The sequence below is a fragment of the Pseudolactococcus insecticola genome (genome assembly GCF_011170065.1).
Taxonomy (GTDB): Bacteria; Bacillota; Bacilli; order Lactobacillales; family Streptococcaceae; genus Pseudolactococcus; species Pseudolactococcus insecticola.
The window spans coordinates 40492-58448 of sequence record NZ_BLLH01000001.1 but is presented as its reverse complement, the minus strand read 5'-3'; the positions used below and the strand labels follow the sequence as shown (position 1 = coordinate 58448).

22 protein-coding genes are annotated in these 17957 nt (G+C 43.2%); 6 read left to right on the top strand and 16 right to left on the bottom strand.

The features are described 5' to 3' along the window. Positions 1 to 13 precede the first annotated feature (13 nt). The 6 genes from fabG to fabT form a co-directional block, all read right to left on the bottom strand. A complete protein-coding gene (gene fabG, locus Hs20B_RS00380) occupies positions 14 to 748 on the bottom strand; it encodes a 3-oxoacyl-[acyl-carrier-protein] reductase (RefSeq protein ID WP_172354495.1) in 735 nt (244 codons plus the stop codon). Between the two features lies 1 nt (position 749). Further along, positions 750 to 1679 (bottom strand): ACP S-malonyltransferase, encoded by a 930-nt coding sequence (gene fabD / locus Hs20B_RS00375; protein ID WP_172354493.1) that lies wholly within the window; start codon positions 1677 to 1679, stop codon positions 750 to 752. 45 nt (positions 1680 to 1724) lie between these two features. Then, entirely contained in the window at positions 1725 to 2681 is a 957-nt protein-coding gene (gene fabK / locus Hs20B_RS00370) for an enoyl-[acyl-carrier-protein] reductase FabK (protein ID WP_172354491.1), read from the bottom strand. A 126-nt stretch (positions 2682 to 2807) separates the two neighbouring features. Then, positions 2808 to 3035 (bottom strand): acyl carrier protein, encoded by a 228-nt coding sequence (locus Hs20B_RS00365; protein ID WP_172354489.1) that lies wholly within the window; start codon positions 3033 to 3035, stop codon positions 2808 to 2810. A 50-nt stretch (positions 3036 to 3085) separates the two neighbouring features. Further along, positions 3086 to 4087, bottom strand: a complete 1002-nt coding sequence (locus Hs20B_RS00360) for a beta-ketoacyl-ACP synthase III (protein WP_172354487.1) — start codon at positions 4085 to 4087, stop codon at positions 3086 to 3088. Further along, the gene (gene fabT, locus Hs20B_RS00355) at positions 4084 to 4524 is read right to left on the bottom strand and encodes a fatty acid biosynthesis transcriptional regulator FabT (protein WP_172354485.1); all 441 of its coding nucleotides are present in this window, start codon (positions 4522 to 4524) and stop codon (positions 4084 to 4086) included. The genes Hs20B_RS00360 and fabT overlap by 4 nt, the downstream gene beginning before the upstream one ends. A 206-nt stretch (positions 4525 to 4730) precedes the next feature. On the opposite strand from fabT, the gene Hs20B_RS00350 reads away from it, so the two are divergent. Further along, positions 4731 to 5828 (top strand): NAD(P)H-dependent flavin oxidoreductase, encoded by a 1098-nt coding sequence (locus tag Hs20B_RS00350; RefSeq protein WP_172354483.1) that lies wholly within the window; start codon positions 4731 to 4733, stop codon positions 5826 to 5828. Positions 5829 to 5891: 63 nt separating this feature from the next. On the opposite strand, the gene Hs20B_RS00345 is transcribed toward Hs20B_RS00350, so the two are convergent. The 9 genes from Hs20B_RS00345 to Hs20B_RS00305 form a co-directional block, all read right to left on the bottom strand. Further along, on the bottom strand, positions 5892 to 6074 hold the full coding sequence (locus Hs20B_RS00345; RefSeq protein WP_172354481.1) for a CBS domain-containing protein: 183 nt from the start codon (positions 6072 to 6074) through the stop codon (positions 5892 to 5894). A 120-nt stretch (positions 6075 to 6194) separates the two neighbouring features. Continuing rightward, complete coding sequence (locus Hs20B_RS00340) at positions 6195 to 6788, bottom strand: lysozyme family protein (RefSeq protein WP_172354471.1); 594 nt, start codon at positions 6786 to 6788, stop codon at positions 6195 to 6197. A 42-nt stretch (positions 6789 to 6830) separates the two neighbouring features. Beyond that, positions 6831 to 7814: a nucleoid-associated protein gene (locus tag Hs20B_RS00335; protein WP_172354469.1), complete on the bottom strand. Its 984-nt coding sequence runs from the start codon at positions 7812 to 7814 to the stop codon at positions 6831 to 6833. Position 7815: 1 nt separating this feature from the next. After that, positions 7816 to 9063, bottom strand: a complete 1248-nt coding sequence (gene glyA / locus Hs20B_RS00330) for a serine hydroxymethyltransferase (RefSeq protein ID WP_172354467.1) — start codon at positions 9061 to 9063, stop codon at positions 7816 to 7818. Next, positions 9053 to 9670 (bottom strand): L-threonylcarbamoyladenylate synthase, encoded by a 618-nt coding sequence (locus Hs20B_RS00325; RefSeq protein WP_371863822.1) that lies wholly within the window; start codon positions 9668 to 9670, stop codon positions 9053 to 9055. The genes glyA and Hs20B_RS00325 overlap by 11 nt, the downstream gene beginning before the upstream one ends. Further along, the gene (gene prmC, locus Hs20B_RS00320; RefSeq protein ID WP_172354465.1) at positions 9663 to 10481 is read right to left on the bottom strand and encodes a peptide chain release factor N(5)-glutamine methyltransferase; all 819 of its coding nucleotides are present in this window, start codon (positions 10479 to 10481) and stop codon (positions 9663 to 9665) included. The genes Hs20B_RS00325 and prmC overlap by 8 nt, the downstream gene beginning before the upstream one ends. Continuing rightward, positions 10478 to 11551 (bottom strand): A/G-specific adenine glycosylase, encoded by a 1074-nt coding sequence (locus Hs20B_RS00315; protein ID WP_172354463.1) that lies wholly within the window; start codon positions 11549 to 11551, stop codon positions 10478 to 10480. The genes prmC and Hs20B_RS00315 overlap by 4 nt, the downstream gene beginning before the upstream one ends. Further along, a complete protein-coding gene (prfA, locus tag Hs20B_RS00310) occupies positions 11548 to 12621 on the bottom strand; it encodes a peptide chain release factor 1 (RefSeq protein WP_172354461.1) in 1074 nt (357 codons plus the stop codon). Before prfA ends, Hs20B_RS00315 begins: the two co-directional genes overlap by 4 nt. A 14-nt stretch (positions 12622 to 12635) precedes the next feature. After that, positions 12636 to 13220, bottom strand: coding sequence for a thymidine kinase (locus Hs20B_RS00305; protein WP_172355142.1), 585 nt, complete (start codon positions 13218 to 13220; stop codon positions 12636 to 12638). A gap of 177 nt (positions 13221 to 13397) precedes the next feature. On the opposite strand from Hs20B_RS00305, the gene Hs20B_RS00300 reads away from it, so the two are divergent. Further along, positions 13398 to 13583 (top strand): 4-oxalocrotonate tautomerase, encoded by a 186-nt coding sequence (locus tag Hs20B_RS00300; protein WP_172354459.1) that lies wholly within the window; start codon positions 13398 to 13400, stop codon positions 13581 to 13583. A gap of 262 nt (positions 13584 to 13845) precedes the next feature. Here Hs20B_RS00300 and Hs20B_RS00295 read toward each other — a convergent pair whose 3' ends face one another. Beyond that, positions 13846 to 14022: a hypothetical protein gene (locus tag Hs20B_RS00295; protein WP_172354457.1), complete on the bottom strand. Its 177-nt coding sequence runs from the start codon at positions 14020 to 14022 to the stop codon at positions 13846 to 13848. A 152-nt stretch (positions 14023 to 14174) separates the two neighbouring features. Between Hs20B_RS00295 and Hs20B_RS00290 the strand changes: the two genes are divergently transcribed. From Hs20B_RS00290 to Hs20B_RS00275, 4 genes are all read left to right on the top strand, one after another. Beyond that, positions 14175 to 14900 (top strand): phosphopantothenate--cysteine ligase, encoded by a 726-nt coding sequence (locus Hs20B_RS00290; protein WP_172354455.1) that lies wholly within the window; start codon positions 14175 to 14177, stop codon positions 14898 to 14900. Continuing rightward, on the top strand, positions 14869 to 15417 hold the full coding sequence (coaC, locus tag Hs20B_RS00285; RefSeq protein ID WP_172354453.1) for a phosphopantothenoylcysteine decarboxylase: 549 nt from the start codon (positions 14869 to 14871) through the stop codon (positions 15415 to 15417). The genes Hs20B_RS00290 and coaC overlap by 32 nt, the downstream gene beginning before the upstream one ends. A gap of 148 nt (positions 15418 to 15565) precedes the next feature. Further along, a complete protein-coding gene (locus tag Hs20B_RS00280; RefSeq protein WP_172354451.1) occupies positions 15566 to 16150 on the top strand; it encodes an ECF transporter S component in 585 nt (194 codons plus the stop codon). A 99-nt stretch (positions 16151 to 16249) separates the two neighbouring features. Continuing rightward, the gene (locus Hs20B_RS00275) at positions 16250 to 17953 is read left to right on the top strand and encodes a phospho-sugar mutase (protein ID WP_172354449.1); all 1704 of its coding nucleotides are present in this window, start codon (positions 16250 to 16252) and stop codon (positions 17951 to 17953) included. Positions 17954 to 17957: the final 4 nt, after the last annotated feature.

Below are 17957 nucleotides of genomic sequence, written 5' to 3'. Positions count from 1 at the left end.
ATAGTCGTTCGTTTTATTGCATGGTCAAGCCACCGTCGATAGCGATGGTTTGACCTGTTATGTATTCTTGGCTGGCTAGAAACAGCGCTGTTGTCGCAATTTCTTCAACATTGCCAAAACGTTTCATGGGGATTTGCGCTTTCATGGCGTCTTTAATCTTGTCAGAAAGATTTGCCGTCATATCGCTTTCGATGAAGCCCGGCGCAATGGCGTTGACACGGATATTACGTCCTGCAACCTCGCGTGCAACTGACTTTGTCAGACCAATCAAACCTGCTTTGGATGCGGCATAGTTTGCCTGACCGACGTTGCCCATGAGCCCAACGACTGACGTCATGTTGATAATGGCGCCTTGACGTGCTTTAGTCATTGGTTTTAAAACAGCCTGCGTCATGTTGAAAGCGCCCGTCAGATTGATTTTGAGCACTTGCTCAAAGTCTTCTGCAGTCATCTTTAACATGAGTTTATCATTTGTAATGCCGGCATTATTGATGAGAATGTCAAGGCTACCAAGCGTTTCAATCGTTTCATTAACCATGCGTTTTGCGTCGTCAGAATCACTCACGTCGCCTGAAATGCCGATGATTTGTCCAGAATAGCTGTCAAGTTCGCCAATGAGTTCTGACGAAATCTCTGAGCGACCATTTAGCACAACATTTGCGCCAGCAGCAGCAAAGGCGTGTGCAATAGCAAGGCCAATACCACGTGTTGAACCTGTGATTAGAACGTTTTTATTGATAATTTCCATTTTATTTCTCCAGTGTCGCAAGTAACGCTTCAAATGTCGCCAAATCTTCGACGTGTATGATACCGGCTGACTTGTCAATTTTTTTGACGAATCCTGACAAAACTTTGCCTGGTCCGATTTCGATGAAGTCTGTCACACCAAGTGATACCAAAGTCTCAATCGACTCGTAAAATCTGACAGGTGACATGACTTGACGGGTCAAAAGTGGTTTAATTTCTGAAACTGGCATGACTTGTGCTGTTGTATTTGACACCAAAGGAATATTGAAATCTGAAAAATTAACTGTCTCTAACACTTCAGAAAGTCTGTCAGATGCTGGTGCCAAAATCGCTGTGTGAAAGGGGCCTGATACTTTCAGCGGGATCATGCGTTTGACGCCTGCAACCGTTAAAAGCTCAACAGCATAGTCAACTGCTGCAACTTCGCCACCAATCACGATTTGTGCTGGCGTATTATAGTTGGCTGGGCTCACAATACCACGTTCTGAGGCAAGTTTACACGCCTCTTCAATGACATCTGCAGGTGTGTTCATGACAGCAACCATTTTCCCAGAACCAGTTGGTGCGGCTTCAGCCATAAACTGACCGCGTTTTGCGACAAGCGCAATTGCGTCAGAAAAGGCTAGGCTGCCACTTGCAACGAGCGCCGAATATTCGCCGAGTGAGAGACCTGCAACCGCATCAGGTTTGATATCGTGCGCTGCTAGCAATCGCAAAATGCCAACAGATGTCGCTAAAATAGCTGGTTGCGTGTACTTCGTTTCGTTGAGCTCATCAGCTTTTTTGTCGATTAACTCACGCAAGTCATAGCCCAAAATCACTGACGCTTCGTCATAAGTCGCACGAACAATCTCAAAATTTTCATATAAATCTCGCGCCATTCCCAGTTTTTGAGCGCCTTGACCGGCAAATAAAAATGCTGTTTTCGTCATTTTTTCTCCACTTAATTTAGTTTACTCTATTTTATCGTGATTAACTCAGTCCAACCATTTGGCTGCAGCTTTAATTTCTGCTTGGAAACCTGTGTAGAGATCCAAAATGATCTCTTCAACAGATTCTTCTTTTGTGACAAGACCAGCAATCTGACCTGCCATGACTGAGCCGTTATCTACGTCGCCATGGATAACTGAGGCTGGTAATTTACCAGCTCCCATTTCTTCAAAGACGCTCAAATCAGGATTTTCTTGTTTGAAGGCGTCAAGCTCTGCTGCGTCAAAATCTTTTGTCAGCTGATTTTTGATGGAACGCACGGCGTGACCAAAATGACTAGCAGAGATGACTGTTGAAATATCTTTTGCTTTTAAGATTTTATCTTTATAGTTTTGGTGGGCGTTTGACTCTGTAGCGACAACAAAACGCGTGCCGACTTGAACAGCCTCAGCACCCAGCATGAAGCCTGCAGCCATTCCCTTGCCATCAGCGATACCGCCAGCCGCAATGACTGGCAAATCAACAGCGTCAGAGACTTGACGCACAAGCGTCATTGTTGTCAGCTGACCGATGTGTCCGCCAGCCTCCATGCCTTCAGCCACAATGGCATCAACGCCAATACGCGACATTGACTTTGCCTGTGCGACACTTGCGACTACTGGAATCACGATCATGCCGGCTTCTTTGAAGCGCGCCATGTATTTTTTAGGCGAGCCAGCACCGGTTGTGACCACCTTCACGCCTTCTTCGATGACAAGATCCACAATATCGTCAACAAATGGTGACAAAAGCATGATATTGACACCAAAAGGTTTGTCAGTCAGCTCGCGAATGCGATCAATATGCCCTTTAACGATATCTTTTGGCGCATTGCCGCCTCCGATGATCCCGAGACCACCAGCTTTTGACACGGCGCCAGCCAAGTCACCGTCAGCGACCCAGGCCATACCACCTTGGAAAATTGGGTATTTAATGTTAAGTAATTCTGTAATTTTAGTTTTCATAATCTATTTCTTTTAATTTTTAAACATAAAATGATTGTCAACTCTAAAAATAGTTTGATAATCAAAGTATTAGACTAAAAATTTTGAGAACGTCATTGTCATAACGCTCCCAAAATTTTCGAGTATTTACTCAGCGATTTTTGCCTCAACAAACGTCACCAAGTCACCAACTGTGTTCAAGCCATCTTCAGTTTCGATTGCGATGTCGTAAGCATCTTCGATTTCGTTAATGATTTGGAAGATGTCAAGTGAGTCCGCGTCAAGCGATTCAAATGTTGTGTCAAGCGAGATTTCGCTTGCATCTTTACCGAGTTCTTCAACGATGATACTTTGCACTTTTTCAAATACTGCCATGATAATTTCTCCAAATTTTCTATTTTAATCTATAATAAAACAATTATTACCTAAATTTTAACAACAAGTGTGCCCCATGTCAAGCCACCACCAAAACCTGTTAACACAATTGTCTGCGAACCGTCCAATTTTATGGTGCCAGCTGCGACTGATTCTGATAGTAAGATTGGGATACTTGCCGCGCTTGTATTGCCGTAGTGCTGCATGTTCTGCAGAAATTTGGCACGATCCGCCTTGACTTTTCGAGCCATTTTATCCAAGATTCGTGAATTTGCCTGATGTAAAAGAAAATAATCAACATCTTCAGCAGGTATAGCTGCTTTTTCAAGACTCTCAAGCATATTCTTCGGCACATCACGGACGGCAAAATCAAAAATCGCACGACCGTCCATTTTCAAAAACGCATCATCAACTAGACCAGATTTTGAAAATGGTGATGACGGTGACGTTAGGCTGCTCGTCAGACTCATCCCACGATTGCCATCACTCTTAAGCTGTTCTGACAGAATCAAAGGATGTTGTTCATCAGAAGTCACGTTAGGCGACACAGCTTCTATCAGAACACCGCCAGCACCATCGCCAAAGAGCACGCTTGTTGAACGATCAGACCAATCCAGTACTTTTGAGAGGACCTCAGCGCCGATGACTAAGCCTTTTTGATAAGCACCACTTGCAATCAATTTATCCGCCATTGATAACGCATAAACAAAGCCACTGCAGGCAGCCGTCAGATCAAAGGCAAAGGCGTTTGTCGCGCCAATCTTTGACTGCACCAATGTTGCTGTGCTTGGCATATTGCCATCGGGCGTGATTGTTGCAACGATGATAAAATCAATCATCTCAGCCGTGTAGTCTGTCTGATCAAGCAATTGCTCTGCAACTTGCGCCGCTAAGTCTGACGTATTTTCATCGACTGAGATATGACGCGCCTTGATCCCTGTTCGCGAGCTAATCCACTCGTCAGAAGTGTCCATGATTTTTGAGAGATCATCGTTTGTTATGATCTGTTTTGGGGCGTAGTGCGCTGCGGCTGTGAGTTTAGAAACAGTCATTTAATCTCCTCCAAAAAGTTGTGAAGATTTTCCAAACCTGTTTGCAAAATCTTGACCGAGTCATCCGGCATGTCTGCTACAAAGCGCTTGACCATTTCACGATGAAATTTATGATGCAGTCGGTATAACAGCCTGCCCCGCCTTGAGAGCGAGACATGCACTACCCGTCTGTCGCTTTCGCTGCGATAGCGCTCAATGTAACCTTTTTTCTCCAGCCTATTGAGCGACACCGTCACCGTTCCCACCGTCAGCATCAGGTCCTTAGCGATGTCGCTTGGCGTTGTCACCTTGGCTTCACCGATGCTGTCAATGGTGTGCATCTCCTTGATTGACACGTCTGAAAATTGCGACGTGCGCAAACTTGCCTCCTCAATCACCAAAACATTATTGAAAATGTGCGTCAGGTATTTATTGATTTTTTCATATTCTACCGTCATGCACCCCTCCTTTAAGTTTGATAATCAAGTTGTTTGACTATCAAATTATATCAAGAATCTTTTCTCATGTCAATAATAATTAAAAAACAATTTGACAATCAAGTAAAGTTTGTTAAAATAGTAAATGTAACATCTAGTTTTCAAAACTACCAAAAATAGTCTATCTAATACGATTCTCAAAAATAGAAAAAAGAGGCACTAATCACATGACCCTTCCAGAACTCAAAATCGGCAATCTGACTGCCAAATATCCCATTATACAAGGTGGTATGGGGATTGGCATTTCCCTACATCGCCTGGCTGGAACCGTTGCAGCTCAAGGCGGTATCGGTATTTTATCAACTGCACAAATCGGCTTTCAAGAAGAAAACTTCAAACGTGCTTCCGTCAGAACCAATCTAAAAGCCATCAAAACGCAACTCGACAAAGCTCGTGAGATTGCAAATGGCGGGATTTTAGGTTTTAATGTCATGGTCGCAAGTTTCAGGTATGAAGATGTCGTCAAGGCAACGGTCGCAGCGGGCGCAGACGTCATCATCTCAGGCGCTGGCTTGCCCATGAACCTACCTGAGCTTGTTGGCAATGCCAAGACAAAAATCGCGCCAATCGTTTCAAGCGTCAAAGCCGCAAAAATCATCCTGAGAAATTGGGCAAAAAAATACGACCGTACTGCTGATTTCGTCGTTATCGAAGGTCCTAAAGCCGGAGGTCACCTTGGCTTCAAGGCTGATCAGGTTGAGGACGCCATGCAAACGATGGACGATGAAGTTATCAAAATCATCGACCACATCAAAACATACGAAGAAAAATTTCAAACGACTATTCCTGTTGTTTTCGCAGGCGGTGTCTGGGATAGAGGTGATATCGACCACTATCTTGCGCTCGGTTGTGCAGGCGTTCAAATGGCAACACGCTTTATCGGCACAGCCGAATGTGATGCGCCTGATGACTTCAAGGACCGTTTTCTTAAGGCAACCAAAGATGACATTCACCTGACAACGTCCCCTGTTGGCCTGCCAGGACGTGCGATTGACAACACCTTTACTAAGACCATATCAGCTGGCGTCGATGCTTACAAGGCTCAGGAAGCGCCTAAAACACCAATTATTCCACTTGACCCTTGCCTCAATTGTCTTCAAAATAAACTTTGCGACCGCAAAACAATCCCCTACTGCATCAGCCAAGCCCTGCTCAACTCCGTCGAGCATAGAACAGAGATGGGCCTGATTTTCTCTGGTACCAACGGGTACCGCATCAATGAAATCACGACTGTTAAAGCAGTTTTTGATGATTTGACTGCTTGATGAGTTTGAGCTGACTCAAAAAAAACACTGATTTCGCAATAGAAATCAGCGTTTTTTTTGTACTCAGGAAACACTCACATTTTTCATCAGTGCTCGCATCAAATCGACGCGGCTGATAGTCCCAATCAGGCGTTTGTCTTTGAAGACTGCAACTTTACTGAGATTATTTTGTGAGAAAAGTTTGCTAATTTCAGTCAGCGTCATTTCTTTATTGATAATTTTCGGTTTGGGTGTTGCGATGGTCATAAGGTTCTTTTTGAGGAGTTCTCCTGCTTTTTCGATAACTGTTTCCTCATCTGTTAGCTATTTTAGCATAGCAGCAACATTTTGCAAGATGGTCACTTTTTCAAATAAAAAAACTGGCCTTCACCAGTTGAAAAGTTTGACGATTTTCATGTTAAAACGGACTTCTCGGGCATAGAATATATTACCACCGTTTTTATAGAGTTTGCCTTTATTGAACAAAAGCGAGTCATAGGTGATGTGGTAGTAAGTCTCGCCAGTCGTATTGCCAAGGCTTGGCGCGACGACGTCTTTGGAATATTTTTCGGCTAATGGCAGCGTGTTGACACTCCCATTTTCAGCAATATAATCCACATAGGCTTTGCCAAAGTTATAGGCTTGAACGCCAGTCCAGACGTCAACGTTTTTGGCATTGGCATATTCTAAAACCTCGGTCAGATTTGTGATGCCTTGGTGGATACTCTCTTCCTCAGTTTTGATGTTTTTTTCAGTCGATTCTGTCGACTGCATGACGTCAGTCTGTTTGCCCTTGGTTTCCGTGTAGATGATGGCAAGTACAAGGTTGCGATTGCCTGAAATACCGTGTTTTTTAAGCACTTTCGTTACATAATCATCATACTTCATGACACTTTTGACGTTTTCATGCGTGCGATAAATCCAAAAACCAACTGCCAAAACCACTAGCAAAATGAACAGATTTCTAATTTTTTTGAGCACTTTTCCTCCTTTCGTGTAAATTGGCATAATTTTTTACAAAGTTTACCATTTATTTTTGATTTCTTCGATATTTTTGATGATAATCGAGTAAGTACCGTCATCATTTTGGATAAATTCGACCGTTTTAGCATCTTCGTAAAGGCTTTGTGGCACAATCATCTCAATCCCATTTGACAGGGATAATTTTTGATTGGCTAATTTTTTTTCGATCTTGTCCATCGGCATCTGCTCAAATCGGATCTGCTCTGGCATCTCTTCTTTGACCTTGTCTTTAAACGCGAGACGCGCCGTCAGATTATCTGCAAACAACTGATCAGCAAGCCCTTCAGGACTGAGTACCTCCTGTTTTTCGACCGCATGAAAAACAGCATTTTGTACTTTTTGAGAAAAAGCAAAGTCGTCATCGTCAAAAGACTTTGCGACCGTTTCAGCAGATTTTTTGATGGCTTTAATAGCCTTATTGACAGAAATTTCTGGCTTATCTGCAAGCAGATTTTCCGAAAAATAATTGTAGCTTTTACCATTATATTTGATACGCTTTTCGAGCAAGTAATAGGTATTTGTCACACGGTTGATGGCAATGGCTTCATCGGCTGCACTGCCTGCGCCTGGTAACGATGATTCACTTTTGCGAATCTTGATCTGACCACTTGTCGCATCAAAGTCATGCGAAAAAGAATCCCGCAGCGACAGTCTGATAAATGCAAAATGCGTCTGGGTTTCTAGTTCATATTCGACAAAAAGCAAGTCATTTTGCTTTTGCTTTTCTGATAAAACAAATGCTTCTCGCCAGAAATTTGCAACAGCAACAGTGGACGCAATAAAATCATCCGTCAGAAGTGCTAAAAACTGATTTCCACCTGACAATTGGCCACGTTTTGCCTCGTCAGAATAGATTTTCTCGACTTTTTTCGTCACATAGTCCAGCATGACTGGCGTGAGTTCCATCAAATTTTCAGAAAAAACTATCTCAGGATTACCTGGATCAAATGCGTGCAAAATCGCTTTTTTGATATAGATATCCATCTTAATAAAGCGGGAAGGCGTCTGTCAAACTGATGACGTCAGCCTTGATTTGATCAAGTACAGCCTGGTCATCTTTGTTTTGCAAGGCTTTGACAATAAAGTTCGCAACTTTTGCTGCTTCAGCTTCTTTGAAACCACGTGATGTGATGGCAGCTGAGCCAATCCGCACGCCTGATGTCTTAAACGGGCTGAGCGTTTCGTATGGTACAGCGTTTTTATTGAGCGTAATAGACACCGTGTCCAGAAGATTTTGTGCTTCTTTCCCGTTGATGCCAAAACCTGTGACATTGAGCATGAACATATGATTGTCTGTGCCACCAGAAATCACGCGCAAACCAGCATTTTCAAAGGTGTCTGCCATGGTTTTCGCATTTTTAATCACTTGCGCTTGGTAGTCTTTGAAAGCAGGATCAAGCGCTTCTTTGAAAGCAACCGCTTTCCCAGCGATGACGTGCATGAGCGGGCCACCTTGGATGCCAGGGAAGATGGCTGAGTTGATCTTTTTAGCCAAGTCTTCGTCATTGGTGAGAATCAGGCCACCACGTGGGCCACGGAGCGTTTTATGCGTCGTAGACGTTGTAATATCAGCATAAGGAACTGGATTAGGGTGCAAACCAGCCGCAACAAGCCCAGCGATATGCGCCATATCAACCATGAGCTTAGCGCCAACGGCGTCGGCAATCTCACGGAATTTAGCAAAATCAATCGTACGTGAATAACTAGACGCACCTGTCACGATAAGCTTAGGCTGAACTTCTTTAGCCTGTGCCAAGATTTGATCATAGTCAAGCAATTCTGTTTCTTTGTCAACGTTATAACCGACAAAATGGTAAGTTTTCCCAGAAAAATTGACAGGTGAACCGTGCGTCAAGTGACCGCCAGCTGCTAGATCAAGTCCCATGACAGTGTCACCGGGTTCGATTAGAGCTAGATAGGCTGCTGCATTGGCTTGTGAGCCTGAGTGCGCTTGCACATTTGCAAACTCAGCACCAAATAGCGCTTTTGCACGTTCAATTGCAAGAGTTTCTACCACGTCAACGCATTCAGTTCCGCCATAATAACGTTTGCCTGGATAACCTTCGGCGTATTTATTTGTCAAAAGTGTACCTTGTGCGGCTAAAACAGCTTTTGAAACGACATTTTCAGAGGCGATGAGTTCAATATTTTCTTGTTGACGTTTTTCTTCTGCGTGAATGGCATCCCACAGGTCTTGGTCGTATGCTTCGTAGTTAGGATTGTCAAAAATCATTTTTTATTACCTCGTTAATTTCTTCTAGTGTGATAACGCCTTGGCGTAAAATTTCGGGGCGACTGCCAGTTAGCGAGACGATGGTTGAGTCGCATCCACTTATCGCTGCATCATCCGTCAGAATTGCTGCAATCTGACCATCTAAATCTCTCAGCACATCTTGCGCCGTTTTAGGACTTGGATGACCCGTCAGATTGGCAGAAGGACCGACTAAGGGACCCGTTTGGCGCAAAATCTCAAGCGTCACTGGATGAGCAGGAACACGAAAACCTACTGTTTTCATGCCGTTATTAACACGTTTAGGGACTGAAACACTCGCCTCTAAAATCATCGTCAGGCTACCTGGCATAAATTTATTATACAACTTTTCCAGATATTTTGGGTGATTTTTGGAAAATTCTTGCAGCTCCTGAAAACTCGAGATATTCAGATTGAGTGCATGATCAAACGTTCGTTTTTTCACGTTAAAAACGCGCTCTAACACCTTTTCATCGCGTGCGAGACCAAACAGACCGTAAACCGTTTCAGTCGGCAAAGCAACAAGTTCTCCCGCACGCAACAACTCAACGGCACGTGCGCTATCAGCTAAGGTCAATCTCTCAGTCAATGGCAATCATCCTGTCCTTTCCAGACAAGTCCTTAAGGACTCTAATCCGTTTTTCTGGCAACTGTTCTTTGAAAATCTGACGCACACGCGCACCTTGCAAATAGCCGATTTCTAGATAAATCTTACCCGTTTGACTTAAAAACTTGGCTGATTTTTCAGCGATTTTTTGGTAAATGGCAAACCCGTCATTTTCAGCAAACAATGCCAAATGTGGCTCATAATCCAGCACATTTTTTGCCATGTCAGCAGCCTCAAAATCTGCTATATAAGGCGGATTCGATATGATAATGTCATACTTTCCACTCAAGTTATCAAAGACATCTGAGACTTGAAATGTCAGATTTGCGATGCCATTTTTAGCTGTATTTTCTCTAGCCAAGTCAAGCGCTTCTGACGAAATATCTGTGGCTGTAACTTGCCAAGTTGGCTGTTTTTTTGCGAGTGACAGCGCAATGACGCCTGTCCCCGTCCCAATATCCAGTACTTTTAAGCTATCTCGACCGTTATTTTCAGCCAATATCAAAGCCACTAACTCCTCAGTCTCAGGACGCGGAATCAGAGCACGTGCATCAACATTGACAGTAAGCCCGTAAAATTCGGTCTCGCCCACAATATACTGGGCAGGCTCATCGGCGAGCAGACGCTTTGCAATCTCAGCCAAAAAAGCCGCATCTGCCGGCGTTATCTCACTGTTTAGCATCATGATCAGGTCGGTGTAGCTGAGATGTCGCGCATAACGAAAAACATAGCGCAACTCCTCTGGCCGTGCGAGCTCTTGCTCATATTGCTGAAAAGTTTGTAAATAGGTCATAGATTTTCTTTCAATGCTGCCTGTAATTTTACCTGTAATGTCGTCTGGGGCATTTTTTCATAGTCTTCATCTGAAAAATACGTCCAGTTTTTATGACTACCATGCGTCTCAACCTTAACTAGCATGATTTGCCATTTTTGGTGCGTAAAAATGTGTGTGACTGGTTTTATCGTCAGCTGCTGAGCCGTCGGATAAATAGCTGCAACACCTTCATAAATGTCATCCCAAGACGTGAATTCTAGTAAGGGAAACGTCCAAAAATCCGCCAGTAATCCAGTCGTCGGACGTTGCGTGTAGGCAAATCTAGCGCCATCATCTGACTCTGAGACCAAAGCTGCATAAAACCTCTGCACTTGCTTGACTTTCTTAGACTTAACTGGAAAATCAAGCTCTGTCCCGTCTTTAAAACTTAGATTAAACCGTGCAAATGGCGATTCGGCAGTCGTTTTTGTTTTAGCAGCCATCAGAGACGTTCCCAAGTCCATAATCGCCTGATTAAAATCACCTGGCCGTACTGGATCCACAATTGGGGCAATCTTGTCATAAAAAATCTGACGAGACTTTGGCAAAGCAATATCTGCCGTGATTTTAAGCAGCCGTGAAAACACGCGAAACATGTTGCCATCAAGTGCTGGCACGACTTCATGGAAGGAAATACTGGCAATAGCTGCTGCTGTATAAGGCCCAATCCCTGCTAATTTTTGCAGGTCTTTTGCCGTCCGTGGAAACTGTCCTGAAAAGTCTATCATGACTTGCTGCGCTGCCTTTTGCATATTACGCACTCGCGAGTAATAGCCTAGGCCCGACCAGAGTTTCAATAACAGCTCTTCGTCAGCCACCGCAAGATCAGCAACCGTCGGCAAGGCGAAAAGAAAGCGCTCATAGTAAGGAATTACCGTTTCAACCTGAGTTTGTTGTAGCATAATCTCACTAACCCAGACATGATAAGCGTCAGTGTTCTCTCGCCAAGGCAAGTGCGTACGTCCACTTTCATCGTACCAATCAAGTAAGGTCTTTCGGAAGTCCGCCACTGTTTCTCGTGATTCTGACCAATCAGAAAATGCTGTCACTGTTTCAAATCCTCAAGTTTTTGCGTCTGATCAAATAAAATCAACGCATCAATCACTTCGTCAAGCTTGCCTGACAAAATCGTGTCAAGTTTTTGTAGCGTCAGACCAATTCTGTGGTCTGTTACACGATTTTGCGGAAAATTATAGGTCCGAATTCGCTCAGAACGATCGCCCGTCCCAACCGTTGACTTGCGAAATTCATCGTTTTTATCCTGCTCGATCTGCGCAAAATAGTCATAAACACGCGCATTGATGATCTTCATGGCTTTATCGCGGTTTTTCTGTTGATTGCGTTCCTCTTGCATCTCGACTTTGATTCCCGTCGGTTCATGGACAATCCGCACGGCCGTTGCAACCTTGTTGACATTTTGCCCACCCGCACCAGACGCATGATAGATGTCGATACGCAGGTCTTTCGGGTCAATGTCGATGTCGAAATCTTCGATTTCTGGCATGACAAGTACAGTTGCAGTTGAGGTATGCACGCGCCCTTGCGTCTCTGTTTTTGGCACACGTTGTACCCTATGAGCACCACTCTCGTACTTGAGCTTGGAATAGACCGAGTTTCCAGAAATCATGACAGACACCTCTTTGATACCGCCTATCTCTGTGACATTTGACTCTAAAATCTCAAACTTCCACCCTTGATTTTCAGAGTACTTTTGATACATACTCAATAAATCTCCAGCAAATAAAGCTGCCTCATCGCCACCTGCAGCACCGCGGATTTCCAAGATGATATTTTTATCATCGTTTGGATCTTTTGGCAAGAGCAGTATCTTTATCGCCTCTTCTAACTGACTTTTTTCATTTTTCAAGTCTTTGAGTTCTTCTTTGAACATCTCAGCTTCATCGGCAGCAAGACTTGAGTCAGACAGCATTCCCTCGGCATCAGATATGCCTGTTGTCACTTCGACATAGCGTTCGTAGGCAGCAACAGTTTCACGTAAACCAGCCTCTTCTTTTGAGAGTGCCATAAAACGCTTGGTGTCGCTTACGACATCAGGGTCGCTGAGCAGCCCACCAAGTTCTTCATAGCGGTCCGCCATAATTTGTAGTTGGTCAAACATAGTATCTCTTTCCTTTATTTTTTCATTTTTTCTAAATCTGGTTTTAGCCAATGTTTGCGACAAACTGGCAGATAAGCCTCATTGCCTCCGATTTGGATCTGGCTGCCTTCATAGACGGGTTTGCCATTTTCAGTGCGTAGAACCATAGTTGCTTTCTTGCTACAAAACCAGCAAATTGTCTTGATTTCTTCGATTTTATCGGCTAATAATAACAAGTATTTACTGCCTTCAAAAAGCTCATTTTGAAAGTCATTTTTAAGACCAAAGGCCATGACGGGCACGTCAAGCTCATCAACAACTCTAGCAAGCTCATAGATATTTTTTTTACTGAGAAATTGCGCTTCATCTATCAAGATGCAGTAGGGTTTAGCCGCAAGCTGCGCCACATAGCCAAAAACATCAAACTCGTCATCTATCGGCACCGCTTTTTCACGCATGCCAATGCGGCTGCTCACAACGCCAATCTCATCCCGGTTATCAATGGCGCTCGTCATGATCACAACAGGTTTCCCCTGCTCCTCATAGTTATGTGCCACCTTTAAAATTTCGATAGATTTTCCGCTATTCATCGTGCCATATTTGAAATATAATTGTGCCATTTTAGCTTTACTTGCCTCTACTTCTTGTTTCGCTTTTGTTATCATTTTATTTTACCATATTTTGACGAGATTGATAAGGCGTCCTGGTTATTCGGCTAAGTATCCCCAAAACGACTTATGTCTTGAAATTTTTCCAAAAATATGTGAAAATATGACCATAGAAAAGAGGATTAACCGATGCCATTTGTACACGTTGATTTATTTGAAGGACGTTCTGACGAACAAAAAATCGCACTCGCACGCGATATTACTGAAGTTGTTATCAAAAATACTGGTGCGCCAAAATCTGCCATCCATGTCTTTATCAATGACATGAAAGAAGGCACCTATTTCCCTCAAGGAGAAATCAAAAAAGTAGACTAAGCTAAAAAATGCTACAATCAAACAAAAAAACGGCTGCTACATGATAAGCGTCCGTTTTTTGTTTGTCTAAAATTTTTGGGGAAAATTTGTATTGCTATGTGCCGGCAGTTTTTACTATGTACAGATTTTTCTGGTAGAGTGTCTGGTGTTTTCTTGAAAAATCAAACGATGTGCACCTGCTGCCGCAGGTCTTGGCTGTAAAGCCTGTGTTGCTATGTGTAATCTTATGTTGCCGCTTATTTTGCAGCGTTATGTGTCTTGATTAAGCTTCTGCTTTGACCAAAACATAGCGATTGCGTTCCATGAAGACGTGTTTATCGTCGTCTTCACAACCAATTACCTCAACAAGAATAGTATTCTCGTATTTTTTTCTCACAATTCCTGTTATTTTTTCTGAGAATGAGATTGGTTGGCATGTGATAGTAGCACCGATTTCCATGAGTTGTTGTTTCCTTTCTTTACGTTATATTTATATTATATACTTGTTATTTTATAATGTCAATTACAAGTATATTACAAAATAATAAACAAGATATTTCACAGCGCAATGATATTATGCTATAATAGCGAAAACAGGTTAGAAAGGGAATTATGCGCGTTCTTATCACATCTGGCGGGACGACTGAAAACATTGATCAAGTCCGCGGGATTACAAATTTTGCCACAGGCAGTCTTGGAAAACGCTTATCAGAACGTTTTTTAATGGCTGGTCATGAGGTTATTTTATTAGCAGGCTTGCAAGCAATTGTTCCTGATGAGCAAAAAGCGCTTACGATTATCCGCATTTCTGACGTGGCTAGCTTGAGCACGGCCATGGCAAGGTGGTTACCAACGTCAGATGTCGTGGTGCATAGCATGGCGGTTTCTGACTATACTCCGACTTATATGACTGACTTTGATACAGTTGCTGCGTCAGGTGATCTCAACTCATTTCTGGCGAAAACAAACGATGCTGGTAAGATTTCATCTCAGTCTGACTATCAAGTTATGTTTTTGAAAAAGACGCCAAAGGTCATTTCTACTATAAAAGTGATTAACCCGAACGTTATTTTATTCGGTTTCAAGTTACTGGTTGACGTTTCAAAAGAAAAGCTAGTCGATGTCGCAAGTCAGTCATTGACCAAAAACAAAGCCGACTTTATCCTGGCAAATGACTTAACTGAAATCAATGCGAGTCAGCACCACGCTTTTTTAGTGAGTCAATCCAATAGTGGTTTTGTTATAGAAGAAAGTCACACCAAAGATGAAATTGCAGCCTTAATTGTTGCAAAAAGCGAGGAAACTTATGACAAAAATCACTCTGGCCGTAACAGGTAGTATCTCAGCCTACAAAGCCGCTGACATCACATCAGCACTCGGTAAACTTGGCCACGAAGTCACCGTTTTGATGACAGATGCTGCGCAGGCATTTATCACGCCACTCACTTTGCAAGTGCTCTCTAAGCGCCCAGTCCATACATCTATCATGGCTGAGGATCGCGCTGATGTGGTCAACCACATTGACCTAGCAAAAAATACCGAGCTTTTTCTGGTGGCACCTGCTTCAGCGGACACACTTGCGCGCCTAGCACAAGGTCATGCTGATGACATCATCACATCTGTTGCACTTGCGCTTCCCCAAGGTGTCAAAAAAATGATCGCACCAGCCATGAATACCAATATGTATGAAAATCCTTTAACTCAAAAAAATATCCAAACTCTGACAGACATCGGCTTTATAGAAATCGCACCCAAAGTCGCACTACTTGCCTGTGGCGACCGTGGCAAGGGTGCCTTGGCTGATGTTTCAGACATTGTCCAGAGTGTTCAAAAAATTGTCGGTATCGTAGACTAACTCGAAACTGACTCAAAACGCAGACTAAAAACTAGTGACACGACCACTTTTATGGTATAATCGTGATAACTATTTTCATCTTACCATGTTTGACAGAAAGGACTGGGTGTGTGTTCGCATCTTTGCAACACGCATCTAACTCAAAAAAATGACGCAATCAAAAAAAACTTCTAAAGCCTCAGATATCGCTATTCTTAGTATTTTTATCGCCATTATGATAGTCGTGCATCTACTATCAAAAATAGTTTACACCTTCTGGCCGTTTCCGATACAGCCCACACTGCTCCACGTCCCCGTCATCATTGGCTCAATCGTGCTTGGCTGGCGAAAAGGTGCCTTTCTCGGATTTGTCATGGGCCTGATCTCCATGCTCAACTCGACCATTGCACCGATTCCAACATCATTTTTATTCTCACCTTTTGCACCAAATGGGAACGGCTGGTCACTTTTTGTCGCCTTTGTGCCTCGTATTTTAGTTGGCATTCTGCCGTTTTTCATCTATAAATTGGCTAAAAATCGTTTTGGTGCTGGTCTAGCTGGCTTTCTTGGCTCAGCGACAAATACAGTACTCGTTTTGGAATCAGCTTTCTTGTTATTTAACAATCAGCTGAATATGACATTTAAAGCCTTGATTGCTACTATTATTGCGACAAATTCAATTGCTGAGGCGATTGCTGCTGCTATATTAACTGCAGCGATTGTACCAATTTTACTCAAACTGAAAAAAAGTTAAAAATTAACCTTATTTGCTCCGTTAAAACGTGAAATTCACGTTTTTTTTTGTTAAAATAGAAGTATAGTGTAACTGCTTACAAATCGAAAGGAGACTTTAATGTCTTATCAAGAAAATTTTCAAAAATGGGCTGATTTTTCGGAATTACCTGATTACCTCAAAAACGAGCTAAATGCCATGGACGAGCACATAAAAGAAGATGCTTTTTATACGTCGCTTGCTTTTGGGACGGCTGGTCAACGTGGCTTGATCGGTGCAGGTACTAATCGCATGAATATCTACACTGCGCGCGAAACGACTGAAGGTCTTGCACGCCTAATGGATACCAAGGGCGATGCTAAAAAACGTGGCGTTGCCATTGCCTACGACTCACGCCATTTTTCACGCGAGTTTGCCTTTGATGCGGCGCGCGTTTTAGCCTTGCATGACATCCCGTCTTACGTTTTCGAGTCGCTACGTCCGACGCCTGAGCTCTCATTTGCCATTCGTGAGCTTGGTACTTTGACTGGTGTTATGATCACAGCGTCTCACAACCCTGCTGCCTACAACGGTTACAAGGTTTATGGCGAAGATGGCGGACAAATGCCGCCTGAAGATGCGGATCAATTGACAGCCTTTATCAATGAGATTGACAACATCTTTACCATTGCACTTGCTGATGAAGATAGCGAACTGATTACTGTTATCGGTGATGAGATTGACCAAAAATATCTGGAAAACGTTAAGTCTGTTACCATTAACCAAAAAATCATCGATGATTTTGGTAAAAACCTCAATATTGTCTTTACGCCACTTCATGGTACAGGCGAGATGCTTGGTCGTAAAACTTTAGCACAGGCTGGTTTTGAGAAAATCGCCGTTGTCGAAGAACAAGCCATTCCTGACGGTGATTTTCCAACGCTCAAATCACCAAATCCAGAGAATCAAGCAGCCTTTGAGTACTCTGAAAAACTTGGGCGAAAAGTCGACGCTGATATGCTTGTCGCAACTGACCCAGATGCTGACCGGATTGGTGTTGAAGTTCGCCTGCCAAGTGGCGATTATCAACCACTTTCAGGTAACCAAATCGGTGCCGTACTTGCCAAATATATCCTAGAAGCGCACAAAACTGCAGGCACACTGCCTGAAAATGCTGCCGTTGTCAAATCAATCGTATCAACTGAACTTGTAACTGCGATCACAAAATCTTACGGCGTCAAGATGATTAACGTCTTGACTGGCTTCAAGTTCATTGCTGAACAGATCCAAGAGTTTGAAGAAACAGGTTCACAGACCTACATGATGGGCTTTGAGGAATCTTTTGGTTACCTTATCAAACCCTTTGTTCGTGATAAAGATGCCATTCAAGCCTTGCTACTCATTTGTGAAGTGGCAGCCTACTACAAATCTCAAGGCAAAACACTCTACGATGGCATCCAAGACATCTATGCCGAGTACGGTTATTATAAAGAAAACACGATTTCTGTCACGCTCGAAGGCATTGACGGTGCAGCACAAATCAAGGCTGTCATGGATAAATTCCGTCAGAACACACCGACTGCTTTTAACGGTGTCGCTGTTGTTCTGACAGAAGATTTCCTTGAAAATACTGCAACTGATGCTGCGGGTACGGTCACAAAAATGACAACACCTCCGTCAAATGTTTTGAAATATCACTTAGCAGATGGATCATGGATCGCCGTTCGTCCTTCTGGTACAGAGCCAAAAATCAAGTTCTACCTGGCTGCTGTCGCCGAAACAAGCGATGCTTCTGACGAAAAGCTTGTAAATTTCGAAACAGAGATCCAAGAATTTATCAAATAAGCTA

Bases quoted from the DNA above. Each gene is read 5' to 3' on its own strand.
- fabG (WP_172354495.1), bottom strand. From the start codon at position 748: ATGGAAATTATCAATAAAAACGTTCTAATCACAGGTTCAACACGTGGT.
- fabD (WP_172354493.1), bottom strand. From the start codon at position 1,679: ATGACGAAAACAGCATTTTTATTTGCCGGTCAAGGCGCTCAAAAACTG.
- fabK (WP_172354491.1), bottom strand. From the start codon at position 2,681: ATGAAAACTAAAATTACAGAATTACTTAACATTAAATACCCAATTTTC.
- Hs20B_RS00365 (WP_172354489.1), bottom strand. From the start codon at position 3,035: ATGGCAGTATTTGAAAAAGTGCAAAGTATCATCGTTGAAGAACTCGGT.
- Hs20B_RS00360 (WP_172354487.1), bottom strand. From the start codon at position 4,087: ATGACTGTTTCTAAACTCACAGCCGCAGCGCACTACGCCCCAAAACAG.
- fabT (WP_172354485.1), bottom strand. From the start codon at position 4,524: ATGACGGTAGAATATGAAAAAATCAATAAATACCTGACGCACATTTTC.
- Hs20B_RS00350 (WP_172354483.1), top strand. From the start codon at position 4,731: ATGACCCTTCCAGAACTCAAAATCGGCAATCTGACTGCCAAATATCCC.
- Hs20B_RS00345 (WP_172354481.1), bottom strand. From the start codon at position 6,074: ATGACCATCGCAACACCCAAACCGAAAATTATCAATAAAGAAATGACG.
- Hs20B_RS00335 (WP_172354469.1), bottom strand. From the start codon at position 7,814: ATGGATATCTATATCAAAAAAGCGATTTTGCACGCATTTGATCCAGGT.
- glyA (WP_172354467.1), bottom strand. From the start codon at position 9,063: ATGATTTTTGACAATCCTAACTACGAAGCATACGACCAAGACCTGTGG.
- prmC (WP_172354465.1), bottom strand. From the start codon at position 10,481: ATGACCTATTTACAAACTTTTCAGCAATATGAGCAAGAGCTCGCACGG.
- prfA (WP_172354461.1), bottom strand. From the start codon at position 12,621: ATGTTTGACCAACTACAAATTATGGCGGACCGCTATGAAGAACTTGGT.
- Hs20B_RS00305 (WP_172355142.1), bottom strand. From the start codon at position 13,220: ATGGCACAATTATATTTCAAATATGGCACGATGAATAGCGGAAAATCT.
- Hs20B_RS00300 (WP_172354459.1), top strand. From the start codon at position 13,398: ATGCCATTTGTACACGTTGATTTATTTGAAGGACGTTCTGACGAACAA.
- Hs20B_RS00295 (WP_172354457.1), bottom strand. From the start codon at position 14,022: ATGGAAATCGGTGCTACTATCACATGCCAACCAATCTCATTCTCAGAA.
- Hs20B_RS00290 (WP_172354455.1), top strand. From the start codon at position 14,175: ATGCGCGTTCTTATCACATCTGGCGGGACGACTGAAAACATTGATCAA.
- coaC (WP_172354453.1), top strand. From the start codon at position 14,869: ATGACAAAAATCACTCTGGCCGTAACAGGTAGTATCTCAGCCTACAAA.
- Hs20B_RS00280 (WP_172354451.1), top strand. From the start codon at position 15,566: ATGACGCAATCAAAAAAAACTTCTAAAGCCTCAGATATCGCTATTCTT.
- Hs20B_RS00275 (WP_172354449.1), top strand. From the start codon at position 16,250: ATGTCTTATCAAGAAAATTTTCAAAAATGGGCTGATTTTTCGGAATTA.